The organism is Streptomyces sp. NBC_00091 (assembly GCF_026343185.1).
Classification (GTDB): domain Bacteria; phylum Actinomycetota; class Actinomycetes; order Streptomycetales; family Streptomycetaceae; genus Streptomyces.
Map to the genome: position 1 here is coordinate 2,580,522 of NZ_JAPEMA010000001.1, position 15,031 is coordinate 2,595,552.

Genomic DNA, 15,031 nt, shown 5'->3' on the forward strand with positions numbered 1-15,031 from the left:
TGAACGCGTTCACATTCACAAGCATTATGTCCTACCGTCTCCGACCTCAATCAGGGGGGTCCCCCCTCACCGGCCTCTAGCCAAGAAATTCAACAGATTGTTGAATGTGGCCATGCAGATTCGAATCTCCTGGCCCGCGGGCCTGCTCACCGCGACCCTTGACGAGACCCCGACCAGCAAGGCGCTGGCCGCGGCCCTCCCGATCTCCGCCTCCGCGAACACCTGGGGCGAGGAGGTCTACTTCGACACCGGGGTCTCCGTGGCCCTGGAGCACGACGCCCAGCAGGTCGTCGAGCCCGGCACGGTCGCGTTCTGGACCGAGGGCGACGCGCTCGCGCTGCCCTACGGCCCCACGCCCATCTCGCGCGGAGGCGAGAGCCGCCTGGCGAGCCCCTGCAACGTGCTCGGCTCGTTCGACGGCGACCCCCGCCTCCTGGCCACCGTCCGCGACGGCGACCCCATCCGCGTGGAACTGGTCTGACTACAGCTCCTTGAAGAAGGCCTCCGCCGCGTGCAGGAAGAGGTCGTTCGCCTCGGTCTCACCGATCGTGACCCGCAGGCCCTCGCCCGCGAAGGGCCGGACCACCACACCGGCCTTCTCGCAGGCCGCCGCGAAATCGGCGGTCCGCTCCCCCAGCCGCATCCACACGAAGTTGGCCTGCGTGTCCGGGACGGGCCAGCCCTGCGCGAGCAGCGTCTCGTGCACCCGGTTTCGCTCGCACACCAGCGCGCCGACCCGGCCCATCAGCTCGTCCTCGGCCTGCAGCGAGGCGACCGCCGCGTCCTGGGCGAGCTGGCTCACGCCGAAGGGCACCGCCGTCTTGCGCAGCGCCGCCGCCACCGGCTCGTGCGCCACCGCGAAGCCGACGCGCAGGCCGGCCAGCCCGTACGCCTTGGAGAAGGTGCGCAGCACGGCCACGTTCGGCCGGTTGCGGTAGAGCTCGATGCCGTCCGGCACATCGGCGTCGCGCACGAACTCGCGGTACGCCTCGTCCAGCACCACCAGGACGTCCGAGGGCACCCGGTCCAGGAACCGCTCCAGCTCGGCGCGGCGCACCGCGGTGCCGGTGGGGTTGTTGGGGTTGCAGACGAAGATCAGGCGCGTCCGGTCGGTGATCGCCGCGGCCATCGCGTCCAGGTCGTGCACGTCCCCGTCCGTCAGCGGCACCTGCACCGACGTCGCGCCGTTGATCTGCGTGATGATCGGGTAGGCCTCGAAGGACCGCCAGGCGTAGATGACCTCGTCACCGGGGCCGGCCGTCGACTGGATCAGCGACTGGGCCACGCCCACCGAGCCGGTGCCCGTGGCGATGTGCTCGACCGGCACCCCGAACCGCTCCGCCAGCTCGTTCACCAGCCCGGTGCACGCCATGTCGGGGTAGCGGTTGAAGCGTCCGGCGGCCGCGACCGCGGTCTCCAGGACCCCCGGCAGCGGCGGGTACGGGTTCTCGTTCGAGGACAGCTTGAACGCGACGGCCCCTCCCGCGGCGGCGGGCTTGCCGGGCTTGTAGGTGGGAATGCCGTCCAGCTCGGCGCGCAGCTTCGGGCTCTTCTCGCTCACCGCAGGTCCTCCTCGACCGTCCCGTCGACGTCTCCGTCGACTCAATACTGCTCACCTTATGAGGATTCCGCCGATCCGAGAATGGCGGGCGCCAGGAACACAGGGGGAGCGCACGCATATATGCGCGCGCCGGTGGCCTGCGCCGTGGCGCGCGTCCCTCGTGCAGGTGAGTTGAGACCGGCCCGAGACGGCTCCGTTTTGGCATGCTCGTACCCGCCGACAAGCCCCACTCTCGCCCTAACCCGCCAAATACATTCGATTCCAAGGTCATTGGGGGTGGCGAACCATGCAGAATCGTGCCTGTCAACGCGTGCATATGCACCTGAACCACCCTCCCCTCCGAGCCCTACTATCGGCTCGCCATGACAGCAGCAGGGAAGCACCAGGTGAGCCGGACCGAGACCACCCGGCGGGTCGGCGGCCGACAGGGCCGGGCCGGCATCAGGGACGTGGCCGCCGCGGCGGGCGTCTCCATCACAACCGTCTCCGACGCGCTCAATGGCAAGGGACGGCTGCCGGACGCCACCCGCCGCCACGTTCGCGAGGTAGCCGACCGGCTGGGGTACCGCCCCTCCGCCGCCGCCCGCACCCTCCGTACCGGCAAGTCGGGCCTCATCGGCCTGACCGTGACCACGTACGGGGATGAACCTTTCACCTTCACCGAATTCGCGTACTTCGCCGAGATGGCACGGGCCGCCACCTCCGCCGCGCTCGCCCGCGGCTACGCCCTCGTCATCCTCCCCGCCACCTCACGACACGACGTCTGGTCCAACGTGGCCCTCGACGGCACCGTCGTCATCGACCCCTCCGACCACGACCCGGTCGTCAGCGAACTGGTCCGCCAGGGCCTGCCCGTGGTCTCCGACGGCCGCCCGGCCGGCACCCTCCCCGTCACCGCCTGGGTGGACAACGACCACGAGGCCGCCGTACTGGGCCTCCTCGACCACCTCGCCGCCGCCGGAGCCCGCCGCATCGGGCTGCTGACCGGCACCACCACCGACACCTACACCCGGCTCTCCACGACCGCCTACCTCAACTGGTGCGAGCGCGTCGGCCAGGACCCCGTCTACGAGTCCTACCCCGCCCACGACCCGTGCGCGGGCGCCGTCGCCGCCGACCGGCTCCTCGCCCGCCCCGACCGGCCGGACGCCGTCTACGGGCTCTTCGACCCCAACGGCACCGACCTCCTCGCCGCCGCCCGGCGCTACGGGCTGCGGGTACCCGAGGACCTGCTCCTCGTCTGCTGCAGCGAATCCACCGTCTACGCGAACACCGAACCGCCCATCACCACGCTCTCCCTCAAGCCGCGCCGCATCGGAACCGCCGTCGTACAGCTGCTGATCGACGCGATCGAGGGGGTCGACACCGGGCGCCCGGTCGAGCAGGTGGTCCCGACCGAGCTGATCATCCGTACCTCCTCGCAGCGCAGGACCCCCCGCACCACCGTCAGCCCGCCCCGTTCACCGGCCCAGGACTGACCGTCACACCGCCGTACCGGCGGGGCCGACGGCCCCGCCGAGGATTTCAACAACACTCATATCGGGAGAAAACCACAGGAAGAACCGGTTCCGGCCAGGATTCACCACCCCTGGTGCGTCACAGAGCGCGAGCCGCATTCCTATGATGGGCGCACGACATCACGGACCCTCCGCCCCGGAGGTGAGGAGGGTCCGCAGGTGTACGGCAGCGCGACGGTGGTGGAGGGGTCGATGACTCAGGGGGCCGGTCAGGGACCCGCGATGCGGACGGACACGCTGCGGGACTTCCGGGTGCCGGTCTCCGAACCCGTGCCGTACCCCGCGCCCGCCGCGCCGCCCGGCGAGGCCCCCGTGTACGGCGAGGCCCCCGTCTACGGCGAGGCCCCGGTGTACGGCGAGTACCCCGCGTACTACGAGGAGAGCGCGCCCGTGCCCCCGCGGCCCGGCTACGCCCCGGACCACGCCGACCACCCGGGCACCGCCCTCCTCGCCCGCCCCGGGACGGAGACCGTCCCGCAGCAGCGCGCCGCGGGCGACGGCGAGTACGCCGCCGAGGAGGACCCCGACGACGGCTACACCCCGACCCGGCGCGACCTGCCCGTCATCGGCCGCGGCGCGGCGGGCGGGCCCGGCGACACCGTGCAGGTCCACTACGTCCCCCAGGAGGCCCCGGGCTCAGGTCCCGGCCCCCTGTACGTCGTCGGCGACGTACACGGCTACCTGGACGAGCTCATCAGGGAACTCCAGGCCCAGCACCTCATCGACGCCGAGTGCCGCTGGTCCGCCGGCAACGCCCGGCTCTGGTTCCTCGGAGACTTCACCGACCGGGGCCCCGACGGCATCGGCGTCATCGACCTCGTCATGCGGCTGTCCGCCGAGGCCGCCGCCGCCGGCGGCTACTGCAAGGCCCTGATGGGCAACCACGAGCTGCTCCTCATCGGCGCCAAGCGCTTCGGGGACACCCCCGTGAACTCCGGCGCCGGCACCGCCACCTTCCAGGCCGCCTGGCTGCTCAATGGCGGCCAGCGCACCGACATGGAGCGCCTGGAGGACGTCCACCTCCAGTGGATGTCCCGCCTCGACGCGGCCACGCTGCAGGACGGACACCTGCTGCTCCACTCCGACACCACGGCGTACCTGGACTACGGCGACTCCATCGAGGACGTCAACGACACCATCCACGAGCTGCTCAACCGGGGCGACGCCGACATCACCTGGGACCTCTTCCGCAAGTTCACCAAGCGGTTCGCCTTCCGCGACGAGGAGACCGGCCCCCAGGCCGTACGGGAACTCCTCGGCACCTACGGCGGCAGCCGCGTCGTCCACGGCCACAGCCCCATCCCGTACCTGCTCGGCGAAGTCGGCGCCGAGGACGGCGAGGACTCCCACGGCCCGGAGGCCGTGGACGGACCGCACGTGTACGCCGACGGGCTGGCCATCGCGATGGACGGCGGCGTGACGATGGCGGGCAAGCTGCTCGTCGTTCAACTACCTCTGCGCGACTGAGCGTTCTCGGAGCGGGGTATTTCAGCAAAGCCCCTGTCACGGCGTGGCAGGGGCGCTCTACCATCGCTCTATCCGTAGCAGGCTCTCCTCCGTTTGTGCCGGCGCCCGCGGATCCACGCGGCGCACACCGGCTCGTACGGAGCATCGGGGGATGCACATGACCAGCGCTCCGCACCTGCTCACCGAAGACCGACCGGAGTTCGATCGGCTCCTCGACGAGGCGCTGCGCACGGCGGACGAACGGCCCGAGCTCGCCACCCTCGGCGAACGGCTGAACGCCGAACAACTGCGCACCATGGCCCAGGCCGCCACCACACTGCTCACCGCCGCCGCGGCCGCCGAGTACGGCCACTACGTGAAGGTACGGGAGGAACTGCGCGACGGGGCCCTGTCGGCCTCGGGCACGGGCGGCGAGGACGGCACCGAGGAACAGGACGACGGAGCCGGGGTGAGCGCCGTGGTCGGCGTCCTCGCACCGGTCCTGGCGGGCACCGCCATGCTGATCTTCCTGCTGGTGGGCTACGGCCTCAAGATGATCGAACCCGAACCGGCCTTCGCCCAGACCATGCTGACGGCGGGCTGGCTCTTCGGCGCGCTCACGGTGGCCGCCCTGCTCTTCGCGGTGATCGGACTGCTGGTGACGGCCCTGCGCAACAGCTCCACGCAGGTCGCCGCCGAGGAGAGCGTGCCGGTACCCGACGAGCTCTCCCGCGCCCGGGAGGCCTGGCGCAACGCGCTGCTGGAGCGGGGCATCGTGCCGTTCCTGCGCGACGCCCTGGCCGACCCGACCGCCGGACCGGGCTACCCGGTGCCCCGTACGCCGGGGGCCGGGCGCATCCCCAGCCTGGGGTACAGCCGGCCCGACTTCACCAGCCCGGGCCCGGCCTCCCAGGGGCCCCGCCCCGGCTACACCCCGCCGGACTTCACCAGCCCGGACTTCGGCGGCCCGGACCACGAGCCCGAATGACCGCCTGGCCGGTGGCCGGTGGCCGCGGCAACGGCACCGGCCCGCGACTCCCCCCATGAGGTCGCGGGCCGGACCGGTACTCCGGGTCAGTCGGCCAGCGGCAGGTAGACCCGGTTGCCCGCGGCCGCGAACTCGGCGGACTTCTCCGCCATGCCCGCCTGGATCTCCTCGGCCTTCAGGTCTCCGCCGTGCTCACGGCGGATGTCCTGCGAGATCTTCATCGAGCAGAACTTCGGACCGCACATGGAGCAGAAGTGCGCGGTCTTGGCCGGCTCGGCCGGGAGGGTCTCGTCGTGGAACTCGCGGGCCGTGTCCGGGTCGAGGGCCAGGTTGAACTGGTCCTCCCAGCGGAACTCGAAGCGCGCGTCCGACAGGGCGTCGTCCCACTCCTGGGCGCCCGGGTGGCCCTTGGCCAGGTCCGCCGCGTGGGCGGCGATCTTGTACGTGATGACGCCGGTCTTCACGTCGTCCCGGTTGGGCAGGCCCAGGTGCTCCTTGGGCGTGACGTAGCAGAGCATCGCGGTGCCCCACCAGGCGATCATCGCGGCGCCGATGCCCGAGGTGATGTGGTCGTACGCGGGCGCGACGTCCGTGGTGAGCGGGCCGAGCGTGTAGAACGGCGCCTCCTCGCAGATCTCCTGCTGGAGGTCGATGTTCTCCTTGATCTTGTGCATCGGGACGTGGCCCGGGCCCTCGATCATGGTCTGGACGTTGTGGCGCTTGGCGATCGTGTTCAGCTCGCCGAGCGTCTTCAGCTCCGCGAACTGCGCCGCGTCGTTGGCGTCCGCGATGGAGCCGGGGCGCAGGCCGTCACCGAGGGAGTACGTGACGTCGTACGTCGCGAGGATCTCGCAGAGCTCCTCGAAGTTCGTGTAGAGGAAGTTCTCCTTGTGGTGCGCCAGGCACCACGCGGCCATGATCGAGCCGCCGCGCGAGACGATGCCGGTCTTGCGGCGGGCGGTCAGCGGCACGTACGGCAGCAGCACGCCGGCGTGGACCGTCATGTAGTCGACGCCCTGCTCGGCCTGCTCGATGACCGTGTCCTTGTAGATCTCCCAGGTCAGGTCCTCGGCACGGCCGTCGACCTTCTCCAGCGCCTGGTAGAGCGGCACGGTGCCGATCGGGACGGGGGAGTTGCGCAGCACCCACTCGCGGGTGGTGTGGATGTTGCGGCCCGTCGAGAGGTCCATGACCGTGTCGGCGCCCCACTTGGTCGCCCAGGTCATCTTGTCGACCTCCTCCTCGATGGAGGAGGTGACCGCGGAGTTGCCGATGTTGGCGTTGACCTTCACCAGGAACCGCTTGCCGATGATCATCGGCTCGATCTCCGGGTGGTTCACGTTCGCCGGAAGGACCGCGCGGCCTGCGGCGATCTCCTCGCGGACGACCTCGGGGGAGACGTTCTCGCGGATCGCGACGTACTCCATCTCCGGGGTGATCTCGCCCCGGCGGGCGTACGCGAGCTGCGTGACGGCGGCGCCGCCGCGGCCGCGGCGGGGCTGGCGCGGGCGGCCCGGGAAGACCGCGTCGAGGTTCTTGAGGCCACCGCGCGGCGAGGTGTGCTTGATGCCGTCGTCCTCGGGGCGCACGGGGCGTCCCGCGTACTCCTCGGTGTCCCCGCGGCCGATGATCCAGTTCTCGCGCAGCGGCGGCAGGCCCCGGCGCACGTCGGTCTCGATCTGCGGGTCGGTGTACGGACCGGACGTGTCGTAGAGCGTCACGTCCTTGCCGTTGGTGAGATGGACCTGGCGGACCGGCACCCGGATGTCCGGGCGGGAGCCCGCCAGGTATCCCTTGTGCCAGCCGGGCTGGCGCTCGGTCTGGCCGTCGTTGTCCTGGCTGACGGCAGGCGTGCGTGCGTCGTCCTGAATGGTCATGAGACCTGATCTCCCTACGCCGGCATTACCCGGTAACAGGTTCGGCGGTCGACGCAGCCTCCTCCCGTACGCATTCTCATGCGCGTACGGTGATCAGCGCCCTCTCAGCCCGGTGCTCCGAGCTCCCGCGTTGTGCAAAGTAGCCCCCACGCTAGCGTCATCTATGGCGTGCTGAACAGTGGGCCCCCTGAACTCTTGCGATGATCTGCCGGTGACGTACTCGCCGCAGCCTCCCAACGAGCCCACAGAACCCTTGGGCCACACCGGCCACGAGCACGCGTCCCACGGGCATGCGGCCGGGTCCTCCCACGGGCATTCCCACGGCCACAGCCACGGCCACGGGCCGGCGGCCCCGGTCTCCAAGCACCTGCGCAAGGTGATCGCCGCCGTACTGATCCCCTTCGCCGCCGCCGTCTTCGTCGGCATGGCGGTGCTCTGGCCCGGCGGCGCCCCCGCGCACGAGCGGACCGGGGTGGGCTTCGACCGGCAGACCCAGCAGGGCAAGGTCGTCGCACTCGCGAAGGTCGACTGCAAATCGGTCAACGCCGCGCAGGTCCCCCCGACGGGCGACACCTCCACCCCCGAGGGCCGCGAGGCGCAGGCCGCCCAGACCGGCGAGTGCAAGAAGGCCACCATCGAGGTCGCCAGCGGCCCGGACCAGGGCCGCGCCTTCTTCGAGATCGTCCAGCCCGGCGCGCCACGGCAGCTGGAGAAGGGCCAGGAGGTGGTGGTCGCCTACGCGCCGGACGCGCCGCGGGACCTCCAGTACTCGGTGATCGACCTGAACCGGAAGTTCCCGATGGCGCTGCTCGCCGGGATCTTCGCCGTCGCGGTCGTCGTGGTGGGCCGGATGCGCGGCCTGTTCGCCCTCGTGGCGCTCGTCGTCAGCTTCGGGATCCTGACGCTCTTCATCCTCCCGGCGATCCTCCAGGGCTCGAACCCCCTGGTCGTGGCGGTCGTCGGGGCCAGCGCGATCATGCTGATCGCGCTCTACATGTGCCACGGGCTGACGGCCAGGACCTCGGTCGCCGTCCTCGGCACCCTGGTCTCGCTCCTGCTGATCGGACTGCTGGGCTCACTGTTCATCGGCTGGGCGTTCCTGAGCGGCAACACGGACGACAACACCGGGCTGATCCACGGGCTCTACCCGGACATCGACATGAGCGGTTTGCTGCTCGCAGGCGTGATCATCGGATCGCTCGGCGTGCTCGACGACGTGACCGTCACTCAGACCTCGGCCGTCTGGGAACTCCACCAGGCCGACCCGGACATGGGCCCGCGCGCCTTGTACCGGGCCGCCATCCGGATCGGCCGCGACCACATCGCGTCCGTGGTCAACACCCTCGTGCTGGCGTATGCCGGCGCCGCACTGCCTCTCCTGCTGCTGTTCTCGATCGCGAACAGCAGCATGGGTACGGTGGCCAACAGCGAGCTGGTCGCGGAGGAGATCGTACGGACCCTCGTGGGCTCCATCGGGCTGGTGGCCTCGGTGCCCGTGACCACGGCGCTGGCCGCGCTGGTGGTTTCCGCCGACCGTCCGGGGTCTTCGGCGGGCCTCCCGGCAGGGGCTCCGGCCGCGGGACCGTCCCGCGGCGGGCGGGGCCGCCGGCGGCGCAAGCGCTGAGGTCCTCGGCCCGAGTTAGCCCGAGTTAGCCCGCGTCAGCCCGCGTCAGCCCGCGTCAGCCCGCATTAGCCCGCGTTCCGCTCGTTCTGCTGCGATCCGGCGAGGATCTTGCCGAGCGCCTCGTCGAGGTTCTCCTCGAAGTCGGCGAGGTTGCGTTCCTGACCGAGCGGGACGAGCCGGTCGGTCCGGTCGAGGAACGCGACGAGCGGCGCCGCGCCCGCGCGGAACAGGGCCCGGTCGCTGCCGACCTGGAGCCGGATGTGGACGTCGCACAGCTCCTCCGGGTCGGTGGGGGCGATGTGCACGTCGCCGTCACCGCACGGCTTGTTGATGCCGTCGAGAAGCAGCTCCCGGCCGAACGCCCACGTCACGGGCGCGTCTCCGGGAAGGTGGAAGGTCAGGCGTACGGCGTAGGGGTCACGAGCGTCGTACCGGAGTTCCACCGGGATCCGGAACGAGAGCTCCTCGGAAACGAGGAAGCTCATCATGACCTCTGCCTGTACCGACTCGCGCATTGCCTACCCCGCTGTAGTGGAAGTGGCCAGGAATGTCCCCCAGGGCCCTCTTGACAAGGGTGGTGGAAGCGCTAGCAGATCACAAGGAGTGAGTTTTCAGATACTGATAGAGAACGAGAGGGTGCTCAACAGCGCGCCTACTTCACTCCGTAGCCGATCAACCACATAGAGCAACCGGTCTTCCTGGTGCAAGGGCAGCGAAATCGCCATGGTCGCGGCGGTGTCCCCGGCCGTGATCGGGATGGCCGCGCACACCGTGCCCAGGGCGTATTCCTGTCGCTCGATCACGGGCTGCATCCGCTCCAGGGAGCCGATCCGCTGCTCCAGCGCGTGCATGTCCCGCACGGTGTAGGGCGTGATGCTCTCGACCGGGTGGCGGTCGTAGTAGTCCCTGCGCGTCTTCTCGTCGAGCTGCCCGAGCAGGCACTGCCCGATGGCGTGCGCGTGTCCGGTCGCGCGGAAGTCGGCCCATTCCTCGCAGGCGGGGTTGGCCGGGGTGTCCGAGACACCCACGAGCTCGATCTCACCCTCGCGGAAAACCGCGAAGTAGACGGGGGCTCCGACCGCGTCGCGGAAGTGCGCGAGCGAGTCGAGGATCATGCTGCGACGTTTCTGCTGAAGTCCGCCGCCCGCCAGCCGGCCGGCCGCGTCGCCGAGGACGAAGACCCCGCTCTCCCGGCGCAGGTATCCCTCGTGCGTCAGGGTCCGCAGCAGGTGGTACGCGGTGGGGAGCGGGAGCCCGGCTTCGCGCGCCAGTTGTTTCGCCGGGGCTCCCTCGCTATGGGAACCCACTGCTTCCAGGAGCCTCAACGCCCTCTGCACCGACCCGATCAGGGTCGGCACACCCGCATTGTGAACCGGAGCCAAAGCTCACCCCCAGGGAACGGCACAGATTGCCACTCTATCCGCCGATTCCCGGGGTGTGGGCGGTTTGGCCGGTCCCATTCCCCCACCTGGGTTAATCCCGCTACCCCTTGGGGTCCGGGCCTCCTACCAGTCGCTGGAGGAGGTCTTCGCACCGCTGCCGGTGAACTTCTTGACCACGAAGACCAGGGCGCCGACGAGGGCGACGAAGAGCAGCAGCTGGAAGGCGAACGAGATCAGCGTGCTGAGCACGGAGGTGATCACTCCGCCGAAGACGAAGAACGCCAGCAGCGGTACGGCGACCCACTTGACCCACCAGGGCATGCCCGCGAACATCGCTCGGATCCCGTCCATGTTGCTACCTCTTCCTCGTCCGTGCGTCCGTTTCTTCCTCGCTCTCGATGCTAGGAGCCGGCCGCCCCGGACGGGGGCCCGCGAGCCCTCGGAACCCCCTGACCCGCCCCCTAGGGGGATCAGGGGTTCGACCCTCAGGGCGGATCGTGCTCAGGCCTCCGGCGGGGAGAACACCACCATCACCTTCAGCGGCTCGGTGATGTGGTGGAACTTGTGCGGCACCCCCGCCGGGACGTAGACGACGCTGCCGTTCGCCACCGTCGTCGTCTCCTCTCCCACCGTGATGGCGGCCCGGCCGCTCACCACGAAGTACACCTCGTCCTGGCGGTGCGGCTGCTGCGGGTCGCTCTGCCCGGCGTCGAGCGCGTAGAGCCCGACCGACATGTTCCGCTCACGCAGGAACTGCAGATAGGCGCCGTCGTTGGCCGCCCGCTCCGCTTCGAGCTCGTCCAGCCGGAAGGCCTTCATCTTCGCTGTGCCCCTTGCCCTTGCCCAGTGGTGCCGAGGATCCGCTGATCTGCCGATGCCCGGCCCCGGTCTTCTCTGCCACGATCAGACACATGACGAATTTCGTAGTCAAGACGCTCGCCAACGCGGCGGCCCTGGCCGTCGCCATCTGGCTGCTCTCCGGCATCACGCTCGACGACGGCAGCACCACCGGCCGCCGCGCGCTGACGCTGATCCTGGTCGCTCTGGTCTTCGGCCTGGTCAACTTCATCGTCAAGCCGGTGGTGAAGCTGCTCTCGTTCCCGCTCTTCATCCTCACCCTCGGCCTGTTCACCCTCGTCGTGAACGCCCTGATGCTGATGCTGACCTCCTGGCTGGCCGAGAAGTTCGAGCTCAGCTTCCATGTGGACGGTTTCTGGACGGCCGTCCTCGGTGGCCTGATCATCTCCATCGTCTCCTGGGCCGTGAACCTGGCCCTGCCCGACAAGAACTGAGCGGCCGCCATGTACCGCGTGTGCTTCGTCTGCACCGGCAACATATGCCGCTCCCCCATGGCCGAGTCCGTCTTCCGCGCCCATGTCGTCGGGGCCGGGCTCGGCGGACTGGTCGAGGTGGACAGCGCCGGCACCGGCGGCTGGCACGAGGGCGACGGCGCCGACCCGCGCACCGTGGCCGTACTGGAGGCCGCCGGGTACGAGCAGGACCACCGGGCCCGGAAGTTCCGGGCCTCGTGGTTCGACCGCCTCGACCTCGTCATCGCCCTCGACGCCGGCCACCTGCGCGACCTGCGCGCCCTCGCGCCCACCGCGGAGGCCGCGGCCAAGGTCCGGCTGCTGCGCTCGTACGACCCGGCGGCCCCGGCCGCACGGGGCGGCGTACCGGACGCCCTCGACGTGCCCGACCCGTACTACGGCCCGCTCGACGGGTTCGAGGAGTGCCTGGAGCTGGTCGAGGCCGCGAGCCCGGGCCTGCTGGAAGCCGTACGCGCCGCCGTGAAGGAGCCCGCCCCGTGAACGAGCACACCCCCGGCGAAGCGGCCGCGGCCGCGACGGCGGCCGGCCGGTACGGCGACGGCACGCGCGCCGTACGGGCCGGTCTGCCCGAGCCCGTCAAGAACGAACCCCCGCTGCCCGGGCCGGTCTTCGCCGCCCACTTCCACCTCCCCGGGGAGGTGTCGGGCCCGTACACCTACGGCCGTGACACGAACCCCACCTGGACCCTGCTGGAACGCGCCATCGGCGAACTGGAGGCACCCGGCCGGGAGGGCGTGGAAACCGTCGTCTTCGCCTCCGGAATGGCCGCGGTCTCCGCCGTCCTGCTCTCCCAGGCACGCACCGGCGACACCGTCGTCCTGCCCGACGACGGCTACCAGGCGCTGCCCCTGGTCCGCGAGCAGCTGGAGGCGTACGGGGTCCACGTGCGCACCGCCGCGACCGGCGGGGACGGACAGCTCGCCGCCCTCGAGGGGGCCCGGCTGCTCTGGATCGAGACCCCGTCCAACCCGGGGCTCGACGTCTGCGACGTACGCCGCCTCGTGCGGGCCGCACACGCGGGGGGCACCCTGGTCGCCGTCGACAACACCCTCGCGACCCCGCTCGGGCAGCGGCCCCTGGAGCTCGGCGCGGACTTCTCCGTCGCCAGCGGCACCAAGGGGCTCACCGGCCACGGGGACCTGCTGCTCGGTTACGTCGTCTGCCGCGACCCCGAGCTGGCCGCGGGCATCCGCCACTGGCGCAAGATCGTCGGCGCGATCCCGGGCCCCATGGAGGCCTGGCTCGCCCACCGCTCCCTGGCCACCATCCAGCTGCGGACCGAACGCCAGTGGGGCAACGCGCTGGCGGTGGCCGAGGCACTGGCCGACCGGCCCGAGGTCACCGGGGTGCGCTACCCGGGGCTCGCCTCGGACCCCTCCCACAAGACGGCCGCCGGGCAGATGCGCGGCTTCGGCTCGGTGGTCTCCTTCACCCTGCCGGACCGTGCGCACGCGGAACGCTTCATGACCGCCCTGCACCTGGTCGAGGACGCCACGAGCTTCGGCGGAGTCCGGTCCACGGCGGAGCGGCGCGGACGTTGGGGCGGCGACGCCGTGCCGGAGGGCTTCATCCGCTTCTCCGCCGGGGCCGAGGACCCCGGGGACCTGGTCGCCGATGTGCTCCGGGCCCTCGACTCCGCGGGCTCCGGGAGCTGAACCGCGCGGGAGTAAAGCGGTCCGAGCCTCCCCCCTGGTGGCTCGGACCGCCCCGGGTCCCTACGAGAAGAACCACGCCGACAAGGCTAGTTGACTCAGCGTCAGAGTCCAATCACGGTAACGACAGGGGCCTATCGGCATATTTATAGTTGTAGACCCCCACCGAGAGGGGCCGCCATGGACCTGGCCCTGCTGCGCACCTTCGTCGCCGTGCACCGGGCCGGCTCGTTCACCCGGGCCGCCACGCTCCTCGGGCTGTCGCAGCCCGCCGTCACCTCGCAGATCCGCACCCTGGAACGCCAGCTCGGCCGGCCCCTGTTCCACCGGCGCGCCCGGGGCGTCACCCCCACGGCCGTCGGCGACGAGCTGGCCCACAAGGCCGCCCCGCACCTGGACGCCCTGCTCCGGATCACCGAGACCGAGCGGGAGGCCGCCGGGACCCTGCGGACCCTGCACCTCGCCGGGCCCCCCGAGTTCCTCTGCCTGCGGGTACTGCCCGCCCTCGCGCCCCTCGTCGGCCAGGGCCAGACGCTGCGCACCGCCCTCGCGCCCGGCGCCGAGGAGAACCTCGCCGGGCTGGCCGCCGGCCAGCACGACCTGGTCGTCACCACCGCCCGGCCGCGCGGCGGGCCCTTCACCGCGAGCGCCCTCTGCGACGAGGAACTGGTGCTGGTCGCCGCGCCCTACTGGGCCGCCCTGGCCGACCCGGCCGAACTGGGCGCCGCGGGCCCGGCGGCGCTCGAGGGGGTCCCGGTCGTCGAGGTCCACGAGAGCCTGCCGCTGGTCACCCGCTACTGGGCCGCCGTCTTCGACTCCGTACCCGACTGCGCGGCCACCGTCGTGGCACCCGACCTGCGGGCCGTACTGGAATGCGTCCGGGCCGGCGCCGGACTCGCCGTCCTGCCCCGCTACCTGTGCCAGGACGCCCTCGACCGCGGCGAGATCGTCTCGCTGCTGGAGCCCGCCCTGCCCCCGCTGCGCACCTGGTTCCTCGTCGTCCGGGCCGGCAGCCTGGCCCTCGCCCACCTCGCCCGGGCCCACGACCGCCTGCTGCGCGCCGCCGCGCACTGGTGAGCCCCCCGTGTTTCGGACCGTGGCGCGTTTCAGAAGGGGAGGAGTGGGCCACTCTTCTCCCATGACCGAACGTCCCGTGGTCAAACGCACCGCCCGAGCGATCCTGCTCGACGGTGACGACCTGATCCTCATCAAGCGCACCAAGCCCGGCGTCGACCCGTACTGGCTCACCCCGGGCGGCGGCGTGGAGTCCTCGGACGCCACGGTCGTCGACGCCCTCCACCGCGAGCTGCACGAAGAACTCGGCGCCAAGATCACCGATGTGGTGCCCTGTTTCGTCGACACCGTCGAGCACATCGCGTCCGGCGGAGTGACCGGCGTGAAGGTGCAGCACTTCTTCGTCTGCCACCTCGAATCGATGGACCCGGCCCTGCGGCACGGGCCAGAGGTCGACGAACCCGAGGGCGAGTACGAGATCGTCCGCGTGCCCTTCAGCCGGGTCGGCATCGCCGCCGTCCACCTGGTTCCGCTCTCGCTGCGCCACTACCTCGACGGCAACATCGAGGGGGTGCGCGCCATGCACGCCCCCGACCTGGGCTGACCACGCCGGGGAACTGACGGGCCCTCGCCGGTCCC

Annotated in this window: 16 protein-coding genes and 1 riboswitch; of the genes, 10 read left to right on the forward strand and 6 right to left on the reverse strand. The window is 71.0% G+C overall.

What is annotated here, in order from left to right:
• The first annotated feature begins 112 nt into the window (after positions 1-112).
• Complete coding sequence (locus OOK34_RS11800; RefSeq protein ID WP_267033806.1) at positions 113-481, forward strand: cyclophilin-like fold protein; 369 nt, start codon at positions 113-115, stop codon at positions 479-481.
• Here OOK34_RS11800 and hisC read toward each other — a convergent pair whose 3' ends face one another.
• Entirely contained in the window at positions 482-1,561 is a 1,080-nt protein-coding gene (hisC, locus tag OOK34_RS11805; RefSeq protein ID WP_267033807.1) for a histidinol-phosphate transaminase, read from the reverse strand.
• Between the two features lie 362 nt (positions 1,562-1,923).
• Between hisC and OOK34_RS11810 the strand changes: the two genes are divergently transcribed.
• From OOK34_RS11810 to OOK34_RS11820, 3 genes are all read left to right on the forward strand, one after another.
• Positions 1,924-3,039 carry a LacI family DNA-binding transcriptional regulator gene (locus OOK34_RS11810; protein ID WP_007265278.1) on the forward strand — a complete coding sequence of 372 codons (1,116 nt, stop codon included), beginning with the start codon at positions 1,924-1,926 and terminating at the stop codon, positions 3,037-3,039.
• 231 nt (positions 3,040-3,270) lie between these two features.
• Entirely contained in the window at positions 3,271-4,545 is a 1,275-nt protein-coding gene (locus OOK34_RS11815) for a metallophosphoesterase (protein WP_267033808.1), read from the forward strand.
• A 151-nt stretch (positions 4,546-4,696) separates the two neighbouring features.
• Positions 4,697-5,512 carry a hypothetical protein gene (locus OOK34_RS11820; RefSeq protein WP_267033809.1) on the forward strand — a complete coding sequence of 272 codons (816 nt, stop codon included), beginning with the start codon at positions 4,697-4,699 and terminating at the stop codon, positions 5,510-5,512.
• An 86-nt stretch (positions 5,513-5,598) separates the two neighbouring features.
• On the opposite strand, the gene thiC is transcribed toward OOK34_RS11820, so the two are convergent.
• Positions 5,599-7,389: a phosphomethylpyrimidine synthase ThiC gene (thiC, locus tag OOK34_RS11825; protein ID WP_267033810.1), complete on the reverse strand. Its 1,791-nt coding sequence runs from the start codon at positions 7,387-7,389 to the stop codon at positions 5,599-5,601.
• A riboswitch (TPP riboswitch) is annotated at positions 7,384-7,528 on the reverse strand. It overlaps the preceding gene by 6 nt.
• A gap of 114 nt (positions 7,529-7,642) precedes the next feature.
• Between thiC and OOK34_RS11830 the strand changes: the two genes are divergently transcribed.
• Positions 7,643-9,013 (forward strand): YibE/F family protein, encoded by a 1,371-nt coding sequence (locus OOK34_RS11830; RefSeq protein ID WP_267036709.1) that lies wholly within the window; start codon positions 7,643-7,645, stop codon positions 9,011-9,013.
• Positions 9,014-9,078: 65 nt separating this feature from the next.
• Here the strand turns inward: OOK34_RS11830 and OOK34_RS11835 are convergent, their stop codons facing one another.
• From OOK34_RS11835 to OOK34_RS11850, 4 genes are all read right to left on the reverse strand, one after another.
• Positions 9,079-9,528, reverse strand: coding sequence for an SsgA family sporulation/cell division regulator (locus tag OOK34_RS11835; protein ID WP_267033811.1), 450 nt, complete (start codon positions 9,526-9,528; stop codon positions 9,079-9,081).
• A gap of 96 nt (positions 9,529-9,624) precedes the next feature.
• Entirely contained in the window at positions 9,625-10,371 is a 747-nt protein-coding gene (locus tag OOK34_RS11840; protein WP_267033812.1) for an IclR family transcriptional regulator, read from the reverse strand.
• 147 nt (positions 10,372-10,518) lie between these two features.
• The gene (locus tag OOK34_RS11845; RefSeq protein WP_267033813.1) at positions 10,519-10,746 is read right to left on the reverse strand and encodes a DUF5326 family protein; all 228 of its coding nucleotides are present in this window, start codon (positions 10,744-10,746) and stop codon (positions 10,519-10,521) included.
• A gap of 150 nt (positions 10,747-10,896) precedes the next feature.
• Entirely contained in the window at positions 10,897-11,214 is a 318-nt protein-coding gene (locus OOK34_RS11850; RefSeq protein WP_267033814.1) for a cupin domain-containing protein, read from the reverse strand.
• Between the two features lie 92 nt (positions 11,215-11,306).
• Here OOK34_RS11850 and OOK34_RS11855 point away from each other — a divergent pair, with 92 nt between their 5' ends.
• The 5 genes from OOK34_RS11855 (at position 11,307) to OOK34_RS11875 (ending at position 14,996) form a co-directional block, all read left to right on the forward strand.
• On the forward strand, positions 11,307-11,687 hold the full coding sequence (locus OOK34_RS11855; RefSeq protein ID WP_267033815.1) for a phage holin family protein: 381 nt from the start codon (positions 11,307-11,309) through the stop codon (positions 11,685-11,687).
• 9 nt (positions 11,688-11,696) lie between these two features.
• Complete coding sequence (locus OOK34_RS11860) at positions 11,697-12,206, forward strand: low molecular weight protein-tyrosine-phosphatase (RefSeq protein WP_267033816.1); 510 nt, start codon at positions 11,697-11,699, stop codon at positions 12,204-12,206.
• Positions 12,203-13,381, forward strand: coding sequence for a cystathionine gamma-lyase (locus OOK34_RS11865; RefSeq protein WP_267033817.1), 1,179 nt, complete (start codon positions 12,203-12,205; stop codon positions 13,379-13,381). Before OOK34_RS11860 ends, OOK34_RS11865 begins: the two co-directional genes overlap by 4 nt.
• A gap of 177 nt (positions 13,382-13,558) precedes the next feature.
• Positions 13,559-14,455, forward strand: a complete 897-nt coding sequence (locus OOK34_RS11870; RefSeq protein WP_267033818.1) for a LysR family transcriptional regulator — start codon at positions 13,559-13,561, stop codon at positions 14,453-14,455.
• A gap of 61 nt (positions 14,456-14,516) precedes the next feature.
• Positions 14,517-14,996, forward strand: coding sequence for an NUDIX domain-containing protein (locus tag OOK34_RS11875; protein ID WP_267033819.1), 480 nt, complete (start codon positions 14,517-14,519; stop codon positions 14,994-14,996).
• Positions 14,997-15,031 lie beyond the last annotated feature (35 nt).

Bases quoted from the DNA above. Each gene is read 5' to 3' on its own strand.
- OOK34_RS11800 (WP_267033806.1), top strand. From the start codon at position 113: ATGCAGATTCGAATCTCCTGGCCCGCGGGCCTGCTCACCGCGACCCTT.
- OOK34_RS11810 (WP_007265278.1), top strand. From the start codon at position 1,924: ATGACAGCAGCAGGGAAGCACCAGGTGAGCCGGACCGAGACCACCCGG.
- OOK34_RS11815 (WP_267033808.1), top strand. From the start codon at position 3,271: ATGACTCAGGGGGCCGGTCAGGGACCCGCGATGCGGACGGACACGCTG.
- OOK34_RS11820 (WP_267033809.1), top strand. From the start codon at position 4,697: ATGCACATGACCAGCGCTCCGCACCTGCTCACCGAAGACCGACCGGAG.
- thiC (WP_267033810.1), bottom strand. From the start codon at position 7,389: ATGACCATTCAGGACGACGCACGCACGCCTGCCGTCAGCCAGGACAAC.
- OOK34_RS11835 (WP_267033811.1), bottom strand. From the start codon at position 9,528: ATGCGCGAGTCGGTACAGGCAGAGGTCATGATGAGCTTCCTCGTTTCC.
- OOK34_RS11845 (WP_267033813.1), bottom strand. From the start codon at position 10,746: ATGGACGGGATCCGAGCGATGTTCGCGGGCATGCCCTGGTGGGTCAAG.
- OOK34_RS11850 (WP_267033814.1), bottom strand. From the start codon at position 11,214: ATGAAGGCCTTCCGGCTGGACGAGCTCGAAGCGGAGCGGGCGGCCAAC.
- OOK34_RS11855 (WP_267033815.1), top strand. From the start codon at position 11,307: ATGACGAATTTCGTAGTCAAGACGCTCGCCAACGCGGCGGCCCTGGCC.
- OOK34_RS11860 (WP_267033816.1), top strand. From the start codon at position 11,697: ATGTACCGCGTGTGCTTCGTCTGCACCGGCAACATATGCCGCTCCCCC.
- OOK34_RS11870 (WP_267033818.1), top strand. From the start codon at position 13,559: ATGGACCTGGCCCTGCTGCGCACCTTCGTCGCCGTGCACCGGGCCGGC.
- OOK34_RS11875 (WP_267033819.1), top strand. From the start codon at position 14,517: ATGACCGAACGTCCCGTGGTCAAACGCACCGCCCGAGCGATCCTGCTC.